The 13560-nt window shown below is 73.2% G+C and carries 11 protein-coding genes and 1 pseudogene; 3 read left to right on the top strand and 9 right to left on the bottom strand.

What is annotated here, in order from left to right; genetic code table 11:
• Nucleotides 1-35: 35 nt before the first annotated feature.
• A complete protein-coding gene (locus ACWD5Q_RS04855) occupies nt 36-632 on the bottom strand; it encodes a Uma2 family endonuclease (RefSeq protein WP_451425575.1) in 597 nt (198 codons plus the stop codon).
• A gap of 88 nt (nt 633-720) precedes the next feature.
• Nucleotides 721-1404 (bottom strand): SGNH/GDSL hydrolase family protein, encoded by a 684-nt coding sequence (locus ACWD5Q_RS04850; RefSeq protein WP_451425574.1) that lies wholly within the window; start codon nt 1402-1404, stop codon nt 721-723.
• 140 nt (nt 1405-1544) lie between these two features.
• On the opposite strand from ACWD5Q_RS04850, the gene ACWD5Q_RS04845 reads away from it, so the two are divergent.
• Complete coding sequence (locus ACWD5Q_RS04845; RefSeq protein WP_451425573.1) at nt 1545-2543, top strand: WD40 repeat domain-containing protein; 999 nt, start codon at nt 1545-1547, stop codon at nt 2541-2543.
• A 66-nt stretch (nt 2544-2609) separates the two neighbouring features.
• Here ACWD5Q_RS04845 and serC read toward each other — a convergent pair whose 3' ends face one another.
• From serC to ACWD5Q_RS04810, 7 genes are all read right to left on the bottom strand, one after another.
• On the bottom strand, nt 2610-3728 hold the full coding sequence (gene serC, locus ACWD5Q_RS04840) for a phosphoserine transaminase (protein WP_451425572.1): 1119 nt from the start codon (nt 3726-3728) through the stop codon (nt 2610-2612).
• Nucleotides 3729-4089: 361 nt separating this feature from the next.
• Entirely contained in the window at nt 4090-5313 is a 1224-nt protein-coding gene (locus ACWD5Q_RS04835) for a cytochrome P450 family protein (protein ID WP_451425571.1), read from the bottom strand.
• Entirely contained in the window at nt 5310-6533 is a 1224-nt protein-coding gene (locus ACWD5Q_RS04830) for a cytochrome P450 (protein WP_451425570.1), read from the bottom strand. The genes ACWD5Q_RS04835 and ACWD5Q_RS04830 overlap by 4 nt, the downstream gene beginning before the upstream one ends.
• Complete coding sequence (locus ACWD5Q_RS04825) at nt 6530-7147, bottom strand: GTP-binding protein (protein ID WP_451425569.1); 618 nt, start codon at nt 7145-7147, stop codon at nt 6530-6532. Before ACWD5Q_RS04825 ends, ACWD5Q_RS04830 begins: the two co-directional genes overlap by 4 nt.
• Nucleotides 7128-7475, bottom strand: a complete 348-nt coding sequence (locus tag ACWD5Q_RS04820; protein WP_451425568.1) for a DUF742 domain-containing protein — start codon at nt 7473-7475, stop codon at nt 7128-7130. The genes ACWD5Q_RS04825 and ACWD5Q_RS04820 overlap by 20 nt, the downstream gene beginning before the upstream one ends.
• Nucleotides 7472-7879 carry a roadblock/LC7 domain-containing protein gene (locus tag ACWD5Q_RS04815; RefSeq protein WP_451425567.1) on the bottom strand — a complete coding sequence of 136 codons (408 nt, stop codon included), beginning with the start codon at nt 7877-7879 and terminating at the stop codon, nt 7472-7474. Before ACWD5Q_RS04815 ends, ACWD5Q_RS04820 begins: the two co-directional genes overlap by 4 nt.
• Nucleotides 7876-9891 carry an ATP-binding protein gene (locus tag ACWD5Q_RS04810; protein ID WP_451425566.1) on the bottom strand — a complete coding sequence of 672 codons (2016 nt, stop codon included), beginning with the start codon at nt 9889-9891 and terminating at the stop codon, nt 7876-7878. Before ACWD5Q_RS04810 ends, ACWD5Q_RS04815 begins: the two co-directional genes overlap by 4 nt.
• A gap of 391 nt (nt 9892-10282) precedes the next feature.
• Between ACWD5Q_RS04810 and ACWD5Q_RS04805 the strand changes: the two genes are divergently transcribed.
• Both ACWD5Q_RS04805 and ACWD5Q_RS04800 read left to right on the top strand, forming a co-directional pair.
• Complete coding sequence (locus ACWD5Q_RS04805; RefSeq protein ID WP_451425565.1) at nt 10283-13165, top strand: FAD-binding and (Fe-S)-binding domain-containing protein; 2883 nt, start codon at nt 10283-10285, stop codon at nt 13163-13165.
• A gap of 163 nt (nt 13166-13328) precedes the next feature.
• A pseudogene (locus tag ACWD5Q_RS04800) lies at nt 13329-13559 on the top strand (peptidoglycan bridge formation protein FemAB); the annotation flags it as partial.
• Between the last annotated feature and the right edge of the window lies 1 nt (nt 13560).

Genomic DNA, 13560 nt, shown 5'->3' with positions numbered 1-13560 from the left:
GCGCTCTAGGCAAGGGCGTTGTGGGGCGGTCGGGTTCAGTCGCGGGGGAAGTCGTCGGTCTGGAGCGTGAGGCCGAGGGGAGTGGTGGTCATGTCGACATCGGTTCCGTAGTTGACGCGCAGCTCGCAGGCGTAGTCGCCCTCCTTCGGCTCGGTGTACACGTGGCATGTGCCCCGGTAGGGGTCGACGATGAGGTACACGGGGACTTCGGCGAGCGCGTAGGCGGTCTTCTTGGGACCGTAGTCGTTCCGGGCCGTCCCCTTCGAGATGACTTCGGCGATGAACTCGACGTCCTCGCACCGCCAGCGGCCCTTGTCGTCCTTCGTTGCGCCTTCGCGCAGCTTGGCCACATCGGGGCAGAAGCCGTTCTCCGGACCGGGAAAGTCGATGCGGACGTCCGAGAACACCCGTGCGCGCCTTCTTCCGAAGTGGTCCTCGAGCGCCCAGAGGATCTCGCGAATGGTTTCCCAGTGGATGTCCCGCTGCGGCGTCATGAAGACACTGCCCCCCACGATCTCAACCTTGTAACCCTCGGGGACGGGCATCCGCTCAAGCCGCTCGAACCACTGGTCCAGGCGTTCGGCGTTGGTGTCGGCCATCTCGATCTCGATCCTGTCTTCCAGGATGGTCATAGTGGCGCTCCTCCCCGGCCGCCCTCCGTACGAGTGCAGCCGCGCAGTACAACGATACGCACGGTGACCAGGAGACGCCGCTATTCGGTCAATCCGTTCCGGCCTCGTAAGGCCCCGCGATCCCCCACCCCTGGTACATCGCCTCCGCGAACGCCCCCGCGATCTTGTGTTCGCCGCTCGCGTTCGGGTGTGTGCCGTCGTAGGTGTCCCGGTGGATGTCGTACGACGGCGGGAGAGAGGCCGGCAGGATCGGCGATCCGGGCTCGTCGAGGTCCGCCGCCGTCTTCGCCAGGAGTTCGTTGAAGAGGCTCACCTGGGCCCCGAACGTGGCGTCCGCCTCGGCCCGGATGTTCGGGATCACCGGCAGCAGCACCATACGGATGCGCGGCCTGGCCCGGCGTGCCTGGTCCACGAACGCCCGTACGTTCTCCGCCGTCTGTTCCTCGTTGGTGTAGAAGCCCAGGTCGATCAGGCCCAGCGAGATCAGCAGAACGTCCGCGCGTGACTCCCGCACGGCGTCCGCGATGAGCGGCGCCATATGGATCCAGCCCTCGCCCCAGCCCGCCAGGTGGGCCCGGGGGAAGTCGGGTTCGGCGTAGGCGTACGACGTCGGCGCGTCCGTCGCCTTGTCGTGGAGCGTCTCGCGCGGACCGACGAGCGAGAACGGGCCGTCGTACGTCGCGCACAGGTGCCGCCACAGCCGGTAGCGCCACGTGTGCTCGCCCGCGCTGCCGATCGTCATGGAGTCGCCTACGGGCATGAACCTGAGCATCCGCTCATCATGGACGATCGCCCCGGGACGCAGGGGGGACGTATGGGGCGGGCCGGTGTGAGGATCGACACGCCCGCCCGGCACCGGCGGGCGGACCGGCCGCCCCGGTGAACCGGGGCGCCGGATGGCAGGCTGGGGACATGCGTCGACCGCTCGCGTTCCTTGCCGGGGCCCTTCTCGTCGGTGCGCTCGCCGCGCCGGCATCCGCGTCCGCGTCCGCCTCCGCCGACGACGATGGCGGCTTCACCATCAAGGATCCCCGGATCACCGAGTCCAGCGGGCTCGCCGCCTCACATCTGCACCCCGGGATCTACTGGACCCACAACGACAGCGGCGACGGACCGTACCTCTACGCCGTGGACGGCCGCACCGGGAAGACCGTCGCCACCGTCACCCTCCGCGGCATCGGCACACCCCGCGACGTCGAGGCCATATCCATCGGCCCGGGCAACCAGATCTACGTCGGTGACATCGGCGACAACTTCGGCGGCCGATGGCCCCATGTGTGGATCTACCGGCTGCCCGAGCCCAAGGTGCTGAGGGACCAGACGATCCGCGCCACCCAGTACGTGGTGACGTACGCGAACGGGCCCCGGGACGCCGAGTCCCTCGTGGTCCACCCCAGGACCGGGCGCGTCTACATCATCGACAAGAAGGAGGACGGCGGGCACCTCTACGAGGGACCGGCCCGGCTGTCGTCCACCGGGGCGAACGTCTTCCGGCCCGTCGCCCCCGTCGATCTGTGGGCCACCGACGCCGCCTTCTCGCCCGACGGCGGACAGCTCGCCGTGCGCGGCTACTTCGGCGGCATCGCCTACGCGTGGAACGGCGGGCGGATCACCCGGCAGGGCCGGCTCGACGTGCCCCTGCAACGGCAGGGCGAGTCGGTCACGTACACCGTCGACGGCTCGAAACTCCTCTACGGCAGCGAGGGCAGCGACAGCCCGGTGCAGGCCGAGAGCGCGCCCGGGCACGGCGGAGCCGGCAGCGCGGCGTCGCCCTCGGGGAAGGGGACCCCGCCGGCCACATCGGGCGGCGGCACACCCGTGAACGCCGACTACAAGGTCGGTGCCCTGGTGCTGGCCGTGGGCCTGGCGCTGGTCTTCGGCCTCAAGCGGCTGCTGGGCAGGAAGCGGTAGGGACGGCCGAGGGCGCCCGGTGCACACAACACCTGGCGCCCTCCCGCGACCTGACGGGCGAGAAGGTCAGAGCTTCTCGATCACGTAGTCGATGCACGCGGTCAGCGCCTCGACGTCCCCCGGGTCGATCGCCGGGAACATCGCGACGCGCAGCTGGTTGCGGCCCAGCTTGCGGTACGGCTCGGTGTCCACGATGCCGTTGGCGCGCAGGACCTTGGCGACGGCGGCCGCGTCGACCTCGTCGAAGAAGTCGATCGTGCCGATGACCTGGGAGCGCTGCGCCGGGTCGGCGACGAACGGGGTCGCGAACTTCACGTCCTCGGCCCAGCCGTACAGCTTCCGGGCGGAGGTGGCCGTGCGGCGCACCGCGAAGTCCAGACCGCCCTGGCCGTTCAGCCACTCCAACTGCTCGTTGAGCAGGAACAGGGTGGCGAGGGCCGGGGTGTTGTACGTCTGGTTCTTGCGGGAGTTGTCGATCGCCGTGGGCAGGCTGAAGAACTCCGGGATGTGACGGCCGGAGGCGTGGACGCGCTCGGCGCGCTCGATCGCGGCCGGGGAGAACACGCCGATCCACAGGCCGCCGTCGGAGGCGAAGGACTTCTGCGGGGCGAAGTAGTAGACGTCGGTCTCGGCGATGTCGACCGGGAGGCCGCCGGCGCCGGAGGTGGCGTCCACCAGGACCAGGGAGCCGGAGTCCGCGCCCGCGACCCGCTGAATCGGCATCGCGACGCCCGTGGACGTCTCGTTGTGGGTGAAGGCGTAGACGTCGACGCCCTCCTCCGCCCCGGCCTCGGGGTGCGTGCCGGGCGCGGAGGAGATGATCGTGGGTTCGGCGAGCCACGGGGCGAGCTTCGCGGCCTTGGCGAACTTGGAGGAGAACTCGCCGAAGCTGAGGTGCTGCGACTTGTTCTCGATCAGGCCGTGGGTCGCGATGTCCCAGAACGCGGTGGAGCCGCCGTTGCCGAGGATGACCTCGTAGCCGTCGGGGAGCTCGAAGAGCTCGCGGATGCCCTCGCGCACCTTGCCGACCAGGTTCTTGACCGGGGCCTGGCGGTGGGACGTGCCGAGCAGGGAGCTACCCGTGGCGGCGAGGGCGTCCAGCGCCTCCACCCGCACCTTGGAGGGACCCGCGCCGAAACGGCCGTCAGCGGGCTTGAGGTCAGCAGGAATCTGGATGTCAGCCACGAGCCGGAGGGTATCTCTTCGGCGAAACCGGCGGAAACGTGTCCGTTCGATGAGACGCCCTCTCCGGCCCGCGGACGGGTGAGGACCCGCAAGGGCCCGCGGCCGGGGATCGGGCGTTCCGTGGCTGGGGATCGTGCGGGCCCGCCGCCGGGAATGGTGCGGACGCGCCGCCGGGAGTCCGTGCGGACCGGCGGCCTGGGATCGTGCGGTCCGTGGCCGGGAGTCCGCGTGGACCGGCGGCTGGGGATCGTGCGGACCGGCCGCCGGGAGTCCGTGCGGACCCGCCGCCGGGAATCGTGCGGACCGGCCGCCGGGAAAACCGCGCGACCCCGTGTCGTTCCCCTGCCGTTCCCGCGCCGTCCTACGAGGTCAGCCGCACCGGCAGCGCGAAGAGGTCGTTCTGCGTCACCACCGGCTTGTTGCGCAGGTCGCCCGCCGGGACCGCCAGGTCCAGGCCGGGGAAGCGGGCGTACAGCGCGGGCAGCGCCACCCCGGCCTCCAGGCGGGACAGGGCCGCCCCGGGGCACACATGCGGGCCGTGACCGAAGGCGATGTGCCGGTTCTTTGTTCCCCGGGTGATGTCGAAGACGCCCGCGGTCGGGCCGTGCGCCTTCTCGTCCCGGCCGATCGCGCCGTGCGACACGATCAGGGCGTCCCCCGCGGGGATGACCCGGTCGCCGACCGGCACGTCCTCGGTGGCGAACCGGATCAGGACGTGGGAGGTGGGGGTGGAATAGCGCAGGGTCTCCTCGACCACCGCCGACCAGTCCGCCTCACCCGCGAGGACCAGCGCGCGCTGGTCCGGATGGGCCGACAGATTGACCACCGCGTTGACGATCAGCGAGATCGTCGTCTCGTGTCCCGCCGCCACCATCAGCTGAAGAGTGGAGACGATCTCCTCGTCGGTGAGGCGGTCGCCGCCCTCGGAGGCCTGGACGAGGGCGGAGGTGAGGTCCTCGCCGGGCTCGGCGCGCTTCGCCGCCACGGTGTCCGTCATGATCCCCGCCAGTTCGGTGAGCGTCGCGACCACCTCCGCGGGCGGGGTCTGCGTCGAGAAGAACTTCTCGAACAGCTCCTGAAGGCGCGGCAGCCGGGACTCCTCGATGCCCATCAGCTCCGCTATGACGTACATGGGCAGCGGATACGCGAACTCCGCCTTGAGGTCGACCACACCACCGTCCGTGGGCAGCCGGTCCAGCAGGCCCTCGGTCAGCCGGGTGATCCGCTCCCGCATCTCCTCCACCCGCCGTGGCGTCAGCGCCTGGGCGACCAGTGTGCGCAGCCGCCGGTGGTCGGCCCCGTCCACGGTGAGCATGGAGCGGCCCGGGTTGGCGAGCCCGATCAACGGCCAGTCGGGGGCGATCTCGCCGCGCTGCCAGGCACCCCAGACGGTGATGTCCTTGACCAGCCGGGGGTCCGTCAGGAGCTGCCGGGCCTCGGCGTGGTGCGTGACCGCCCACACGGGAACCCCGCCGGGCAGCTCCACGGCGGCGAGCGGTCCCGCCGTGCGGAGCCGCGCGCTCTCGGCGTCGAGGTCGCGGACGAAGGGGTCCAGCGCGATACGGGGGATGCCGGCAGTGGTCATGCGGAAGCGCCTCCTGGAGAACGGGTGGGGGTGAAGCTCACCGGCAGTGCCGTGAGCCCTCGCAGCCACGGCGACGGACGGCGCGTCAACTCCTCGGCGGGTACGGCCAGATCGATGTCCGGAAGCCGGTCCAGGACCACCTCGATGGCCGTCCTCGCGATGATCTCCGCCACCTCCTGCGCGGGGAACGGGCAGCGGTGTTCGCCGTGCCCGAAGGAGAAGTGCGCGTGGTTGCCACCGGTCAGCGCGGAGCCGTCGGTGCGCACCTGCGGATCGCTGTTGGCGCCCTGGAGGCCGAGCAGCAGCAGATCGCCGGCCCGGATGTGCCGGCCGCCCAGCCGGGTGTCACGGGAGGCCCAGCGGCCCGCCACGTTCTGGTTGGGGGTGTCCTCCCACAGCACCTCGTTCATGGCCTCGGCGACGCTGTTGCGGCCGCCGAAGAGGGAGGCGGCGAAACGGTCGTCGGTGAGCATCAGCCGCAGCGAGTTGCCGATCCAGTCCGCGGTCGGCTGATGGCCCGCCGCCATCATCACCATCAGGTCCTGGGTGATCTCCTCGTCGGTGAAGCCGCTTTCGTCGGCGAGCATCCGGGAGACCACGTCGTCGGCCGGGCTCGCCTTCCGGGCGGCCAGCAGTTCGGTCATGGAGCCGGCCAGATGCCGCTGGCCCGTGATCGCCCGCTCCCGCCCGTCGATCATGTCGTTGAGGGCGGTGACGAGTCCCGGGCCCTGCTCCTCCGCGAAGCCGTAGAGGACCGCGAGGACGCGCACGGGCAGCAGCATCGCGTAGTCGGCGATCAGGTCCGCCGCGCCCCTGCCGCACACGGTGTCGATCAGCTCGTCCGCGAACCGTTCGGCGTGGCCGCGCAGTTCGAAGGGGTCGACGGCCTCCAGCGCGTCGCTGATCATCGCGGCGCGTGCGCGGTGGCGTGCGCCGACGGTGTAGAGGATCGACGGCTGCCTGCGGCCGATCATCGGCAGCAGTGGCCAGTCCTCGGGGATGCCGTCCCACTGGTTCCACAGCTCGGAGTCCCGGCTGAACAGCACCGGGTCGCCGGTGACCTGGTGCAGCTCGCGGTAGCCGAGCACCAGCCACGCCGGTATGCCGCCGTCGAGGACGACCGGGGTCACGGCGCCGTGCTCGCGCCGCATCTCCCGGTACAGCGCGGCGGGTTCGGTCTGGAAACGGGGCCCGCTCAGGGGCACGGGGGCGGGGGTCACACCAGCTCCTGTTCGGCGGTGGGGACGAGGCCGGCGCCGAACCGCCGCACGTGTTCGACGAGCGTGATCAGGACCTGCTTGCCGGACTCCCGGGAGCGCGCGTCGCAGTCGACGAGCGGGATGTGCGGGGCGAGGTCGAGGGCGGCGCGGACCTCGGCGGGCGTGTACCGGGGGCCGCCGAAGTCGTTGCAGGCCACGATGAACGGCATCCCGTGGCGTTCCAGGCGGTCGATGGCGTACCAGGAGTCGTCGATGCGCCGGGTGTCGAGGAGGACCACCGCGCCCAGGGTGCCGGCGAAGAGCCGGTCCCACAGGAACCAGAACCGCTCCTGCCCGGGCGCCCCGAACAGGTACAGCACATTGCGGGCGTCCAGCGTGATCCGGCCGAAGTCGAAGGCGACGGTGGTCGCGGACTTGTCCCGGACCCCGCTCACGTCGTCGACCGTCGCGCCGGCCTGGGTCATGGTCTCCTCGGTGCTGAGCGGGCGGATCTCGCTCACCGAGCGGACCAGGGTCGTCTTGCCGACGCCGAGGCCGCCGACGACCACGATCTTCAGGCCGTTGTCGGCCTGTGCACCCAGCGGAGTGCGGGTGTCAGAGGTTGCGGAGTCCAACGAGCACCTGTTCCAGGACGTCGGGTTCGGGGAGTGCGGCGGTGCGGGGATGGCGGGCGCTGACGCGGCCCGCCGCCAGGAGGTCGGAGAGCAGGATCTTCGTGATGCTCACCGGTAGCCGCAGCTCGGCGGCGATCTCCACGACCGCCGTCGGCCGGTCGCACATCCGCAGGATGGCGGCGTGTTCCGACTGCATGCCCGGCACCGGATCGCACTCGGCGACCACGAGCGTCACCAGGTCGAACCGGGCTGCCGGGTCGGACCGGCTGCGCCCTTGCGTGAGGGTGTACAGCCGGTCCGGTGCGTCGTCCCTGCCGGGGCGGCTCATGACGTACGCGGCTGCGCGGTCAGGTGCTCGCCGAGCTGTTCCACGAGTTCGCTCATGTGGTGACCGACGAGTCCCGCGTCCGCGTCCTCGTCGGTGACCAGGGCGAGGTGCGCGCCGTGGCCCGCCTCCACGATGAACAGGACCCCGCCGTAGAACTCGGCCATCGCCGAGCGCACCCCGCCGCTTCCGTCGCCGAACTCCACGGACGCGCCGTGGGACAGCGACTGGATGCCGGCGGAGATCGCGGCCAGTTGGTCGGCCTGGTCGACGGACAGCTCCGGAGTGCGGCACAGCTTCAGCCCGTCCCGGGACAGCACCAGGGCGTGCCGGGCGCCGGGGGTGCGCTCCAGCAGGCCCTCGATGAGCCAGGTGAGCTTCTCGTCGGCGGTCGTGATGCCGGTCATGAAGGGGAGTTGCCTTCCGGGTGCGAGGGGGTGGCGGCGGCCTCCGGCAGGGGACCGGGAGCCGGTGTCCGGCGTACGGCCGGTTCGTGCGGGGCGGGGCGGAGCAGGGGAGCGGCTGGGGTGGCGTGCGCGGAGTCGTGAGCTGCGGAGGGGCGGGCTGCGGTGTCGGGTGCCGGGGGGCCGGATGTCTCGCGTACAGGGTTTCCGGATGCCGTCTCCTCCACGCCATGCACGGCCGATGTTTCGCCAACAGCCCTCACGCGCTCGTTGCCCCGGACAGCGTTTGCCGAAGTGGCCTTCCGTACGGGATGTCCGGGCGCCGTCTCCGGTGCGGCGTCGGGTTCCGCCGTCGTGTCCCGGACCGCGGCCTGGTCCGGTACGGCGCCGCGTACCGCCTGGCGGAAACCGCCGAAGCGGGCGGCCAGGGACCTGGCGTCGTCGGGGGTGCGCGGCTCGCTTTCGGCGGGGGCGGCGGGGTGGGTGCGCTCGGCCGCCGCGAGGGCGTGGCCGCGACGGCGCCGGGGCAGTCCTCCGGTCCCCGCCGTGCCCGGACGGGGCGACTCGTGGGTGGGAACCGGGTCGGGGTCGAGGTCCTCGGCGGCGCGGGCGGCGGCGTAGGAGGGCCGGTGCCAGGGGGCGGCCGACGCGGGCGCGGCCACGGTGTCCGGGGCGGTCCCCGCCGGCCGGGCGACCGCCGGGCGGGCGGCCGGGGTCCCACCGGGCTCCGCGGCCGGGGTAGCGCCGGGCTCCGTGGCCGGGGTAGCGCCGGGCTCTGTGGCCGGCGTCGGCGTCGGCTGGGACAGGATGTCCTGCGGGATCAGCATCAGCACGCCGGTGCCGCCCCGCGCCGACGGCCGGAAGGAGACCTTCAGGCCGTGCTTGCGGGCGAGCCGGCCGACGACCGCGAGGCCGAGCCGGGTGCCGGTGAGCCCGCTCAGGTCGGTGACGTCGCCGGAGACCGCGCGTTCGGCGCGGCGTAGCTGCACGTCGCTCATGACCAGGCCCGCGTCCTCCACGGAGACGATGACCCCGGAGGGCACCTCCTCGACGTAGACATGGACCTCGGCGGTCGGCGGCGAGAAGTTCGCGGCGTTGTCGAGGAGTTCGGCGAGGGCGTGCATCACGCCCTCGGCGGCGTGCCCGGCGACCGCGGCCTCGCTGGAGGAGTGGACGCGGACACGCTGGTATCCGCTGATGCGGCCCATCGCGCCGCGCAGGATCGACTCCATGACGATGGGGCGTGCCCAGCGGCGGCCGGAGCGGGCGCCGGTGAGGACGGCGACGGAGTCGGCGAGGCGGCCCGTCTGCGCGGTGCGGTGGTCGAGGTGGAGCAGGTCGGCGAGGACGTCCTCGTCGCTGTGCCTCTCCTCCATCGCGCGCAGGTCGGCGAGCGTGCCGGTGGCCAGGGCCTGCATGCGGCCGGCGGCGTTGGCGGTGACGGAGACGGCGGCGTCCCGGGCGTTCGCCGCCTGGCGCAGGCTCCGGGCCAGACGGGTGTTCTCCGCGGTGAGCCGCGCGAGGTCGGCGGTGAGCCGGTCGCGCTCGCGGTCGAACTCGTCGGTGAGCGAGGCGCGTTCCCGTTCGGAGGCGTCGGCCCGGCGGACCCGCTCCCGTTCCGACTCCTCGGCGAGCCGGCCCCGCTCCCGCTCGAACTCCTCGGTGAGCCGCACGCGTTCCTCGATGAAGCCGTCCGTCAGCCGGGCCCTCTCCTGGCTGAAGTCCTCGGCGAGCCGGGCGCGTTCCTGGAGCAGCCGGGCCGCGTCCTGGGTCACGGTGTCCAGACGGCGGCGGGTCAGCCGGGCCGAGCGCAGGCCGTGGGCGGCGAGGGCGACGGCCGCGCACAGTACCAGCGCCGCGGCGCCGCCGCCCCAGGCGAGGGGGACGCGGACCGCCTTCGGTGCCGTCAGGACCGCGGCGGCGACGGCGAGGCCCGCGATCACGGCGGTGGCCAGCGGGGCGGGGGCGGCGGCACGGAGCGCGGGTCGTTCGCCTGACGGTGTGGGGGCGGTCATGGATGGCGTCCTCGGTGGCCTCGGTCAGGTCCAGGGCGGGTGCGGTGCGCGGGGCCGACGGGTGAGGGCGGCCCTTGTTGCGCAACTGCGCGTCACTATAGGTGAGTTGCTGGTCGGAATGGACGTATTCCGTTTGACTCTGCACCAAAGGACAGTCAATGCGGGGGCAAGCGGGGGAGCGGTTCCCCGCGTCGTCGTCACGCGGGCGTACGGAACGTCATGCCGGTCTCGCTTCGGCGGGCCGGGGTCACCCGCCCGGCGTACGCTCGCAGTCCGAGGGCGTTGGCCGGGGCGACCGTGCGCGTCGCGAGCGACCCTTCAGGAGAGACGCTGACCTGCCCGGTCGGTCCCGTCGGGACCATCGCCATCGACTTCGAGTCATCCTGGGAACATGACGGATCCCGAGGAACGGCGGCCGGGGACCACGGGCGCGGACGCCGGCGCGCTGCACGCGGAACTGAGCGCCGCGGTGCGCGGTGCCGTCGACTTCCGTACGACGGCGCGGGCGCTGCACACCATGGACGCGTCCAACTACCGGCGCGTGCCGCTCGGCGTGGTCGCCCCCAAGGACGCGGACGACGTGGCGGCCGTACTGAGCGTGTGCCGCGCGCACGCCGTGCCGGTGGTCCCCCGCGGCGGCGGCACGTCGATCGCCGGGCAGGCGACGGGCACGGGCGTGGTGCTCGACTTCACCCGGTTCATGAACGGGATCGTGTCCCTGGACCCCGAGGCGCGCACGGCGGTGGTCCGGCCCGGCGTCGTCCTCGACCGGCTCCAGGAGGCCGCCGCCCCGCACGGGTTGCGCTTCGGCCCGGACCCCTCCACCCACGCCCGCTGCACCCTCGGCGGCATGATCGGCAACAACGCGTGCGGCTCCCACTCCGTGGCCTGGGGCACCACGGCGGACACCGTACGCGAGCTGTCGGTGCTCACCGCGCGGGGCGAGGCCCTCACCCTGGGCCGCGGCGGACACGGCGCCCCCGAAGGCCTGCTCGCCCTGGCCGGCGGCGAGTTGGCGCTGCTGCGCACCGGCTACCCGGTCCTGCCGCGTCGCATCTCCGGGTACGCGCTGGACGCGCTGCTCCCCGAGAACGGCGTGGACGTGGCCCGCTCGTTCTGCGGCTCCGAGGGCACCCTCGGCGTGGTGACGGAGGCGGTCGTGGACCTCGTCGAGGCGCCGCGCGCGCAGGCCCTGGCCGTACTGGCGTACCCGGACGAGAGCGCGGCGGCCCAGGCGGCGGCCGGACTGCTGCCGTGGGCCCCGCTGACCGTGGAGGGCATGGCCGCCGACCTTCTGCCGGCGTCGGCGGGGCTGCCGCGCGGCGGAGCCTGGCTGTTCGTGGAGACGGGCGGCGCGAGCGGGGCTCAGGCACGCGCGCGTGCGGAGACGATCGTGCGGGCGGCGGACGTCACGGACGCCATGGTGGTCACCGACCCGGCCGGACAGCGCGCGCTGTGGCGGCTGCGCGAGGACGCGGCGGGTACGGCGACCCGCACCCCGGACGGCCGGGAGGCATGGCCGGGCTGGGAGGACTGCGCGGTGCCCCCGGCCCGACTGGGGGAGTACCTCCGGGACTTCCGGCGCCTGCTGGCCGAGCACGGCCTGCACGGGGTGCCGTACGGGCACTTCGGGGACGGCTGCATCCACGTCCGCATCGACTTCGACCTGCTCTCCCCGGCGGGCGTCGCCCGCTTCCGCCGTTTCTCCGAGGAGGCCGCCGCCCTGGTCGTCTCCCACGGCGGTTCGCTCTCCGGGGAGCACGGCGACGGGCAGGCCCGCGCGGAACTGCTGCCGACGATGTACGGACCGGACCTCGTCGCCCTGTTCGAGCGGGCCAAGGGCCTCTGGGACCCGGACGACCTGCTCAACCCCGGGATGCTGGTCCGCCCGGCCCCGCTGGACGCGGGCCTGAGGTTCGCGGTGCTGCCCCGCGAGCCGGTGGACGTCTCCTTCGGCTACCCGGCGGACGGCGGCGACTTCTCCGCGGCGGTCCGGCGCTGTGTGGGCGTCGCCAAGTGCCGTACGACGACGGTGTCCGGCGCGGACGTGATGTGCCCCTCGTTCCGTGCGACCGGCGAGGAGGAGCACTCCACCCGCGGACGCGCCCGGCTGCTGCACGAGATGCTGGCGGGCGAGGTGATCACCGACGGCTGGCGGTCGACGGAGGTACGGGACGCCCTGGATCTGTGCCTGTCCTGCAAGGGCTGCCGCACGGACTGCCCCGTCGGCGTCGACATGGCCACCTACAAGGCGGAGTTCCTGCACCACCACTACGCGGGCCGGCGCAGACCGGCCGCGCACTACGCGATGGGGTGGCTGCCGGTGTGGCTGCGGGCCGTCGCCCGCACCCGCACGGCGCCGGTCGTCAACGCGCTCGCCGCCCTGACCCCGGCCGCCGCGCTCGCCAAGCGGCTGGCGGGGATCGCGCCTGAGCGGGGGCTGCCGCACCTGGCACGGGAGACGTTCAGCCGGTGGTGGCGGCGGGAGGCGGCGCGGCGGCAGCGGGCGGGGGCCGCGACGCCCCCCGGCACCCGGGTCGTCCTGTGGCCGGACACCTTCACCGAGCATCTGTCGCCGTCCGTCGGCAAGGCGGCCGTACGGGTGCTGGAGGCGGCGGGCCTGCGGGTGCTCCCGCCACCGGCGGTGCGGGGCCGGCGGGCCCCGCGCGGCCGGGTCTGCTGCGGTCTGACCTACGTCTCCACGGGCCAGCTCGACCGTGCCCGCGCCGTCCTGCGCCGCACCCTCGGCCTGATGGAACCGGTCCTGGCGGCCGGCCTCCCGGTGGTCGTCCTCGAACCGAGCTGCGCCGCCGCCCTCCGCACCGACCTGCCGGAACTGCTGCACGGCGACCCCCGTGCGGCCCGGCTGGCGGCGGCGGTCGTGACGTTCGCGGAAGCCCTGGAACAGTACGCGCCCGACTGGACACCCCCGTCGCTGGACGGCCCGGTGGCCGGCCAGACCCACTGTCACCAGCACGCCGTCCTGGGCGACGCGGCCGACCGCCGGCTGCGCGCTGCGGCCGGCCTGACCGGGGAGCTGAGCGGCGGCTGCTGCGGACTGGCCGGCGACTTCGGCTTCGTGAAGGGCCACTACGAGGTCTCGACGGCCTGCGCGGAGGAGCAGGTGCTCCCGGCGGTGCGGTCGGCGCCCGGGAACGCGGTCGTCCTCGCGGACGGCTTCTCCTGCCGCACCCAGCTCGCGCACCTGGCGGGCCGCAGGGCGCGGCATCTGGCGGAGGTTTTGGCGGAAGGGCTGGACCGGACCGAGGGGTGACGCCCAGCGCAGTGAAATCCCCCTGGCCGGGATGAGGACCCGGCGGGTGTCCGGGAGGATCGAGGAGCGGGCCCGTGCCTGTGCTCGGGCCGGTGTCCACGCCGGTACCGGTACCGGTGTCTGTGCCTCTGCCGGTGCCGTGTCCCCCACCGAGGAGCCCCGCATGCCCCTTCGCGTCCGCCCGATCTCCCGCGAGGAACACCTGGCCTTCGTCGCCGCGCGCCCGTCGGCCAGTCCTCTGCAGATGCCGTCCTGGGGCGAGGTGAAACCGGGCTGGCGGGCGGAGAGCCTCGGCTGGTTCGAGGACGACGGCGGGCGTCCGGTCGGAGCGGGCCTGGTCCTGCTGCGCCCGCTGCCCGGGCTCAGGCGGTACCTGGCGTATCTGCCCGAGGGCC

This window comes from Streptomyces sp. NPDC002513 (assembly GCF_053595355.1).
This window is presented reverse-complemented; position numbering and strand designations above follow the sequence as displayed.

What these genes read in the sequence shown, in the direction of transcription:
- ACWD5Q_RS04855 (WP_451425575.1), bottom strand. Translation starts at nt 632, where the DNA reads ATGACCATCCTGGAAGACAGGATCGAGATCGAGATGGCCGACACCAAC.
- ACWD5Q_RS04845 (WP_451425573.1), top strand. Translation starts at nt 1,545, where the DNA reads ATGCGTCGACCGCTCGCGTTCCTTGCCGGGGCCCTTCTCGTCGGTGCG.
- ACWD5Q_RS04850 (WP_451425574.1), bottom strand. Translation starts at nt 1,404, where the DNA reads ATGCTCAGGTTCATGCCCGTAGGCGACTCCATGACGATCGGCAGCGCG.
- ACWD5Q_RS04820 (WP_451425568.1), bottom strand. Translation starts at nt 7,475, where the DNA reads ATGAGCCGCCCCGGCAGGGACGACGCACCGGACCGGCTGTACACCCTC.
- ACWD5Q_RS04815 (WP_451425567.1), bottom strand. Translation starts at nt 7,879, where the DNA reads ATGACCGGCATCACGACCGCCGACGAGAAGCTCACCTGGCTCATCGAG.
- ACWD5Q_RS04805 (WP_451425565.1), top strand. Translation starts at nt 10,283, where the DNA reads ATGACGGATCCCGAGGAACGGCGGCCGGGGACCACGGGCGCGGACGCC.
- ACWD5Q_RS04835 (WP_451425571.1), bottom strand. Translation starts at nt 5,313, where the DNA reads ATGACCACTGCCGGCATCCCCCGTATCGCGCTGGACCCCTTCGTCCGC.
- ACWD5Q_RS04810 (WP_451425566.1), bottom strand. Translation starts at nt 9,891, where the DNA reads ATGACCGCCCCCACACCGTCAGGCGAACGACCCGCGCTCCGTGCCGCC.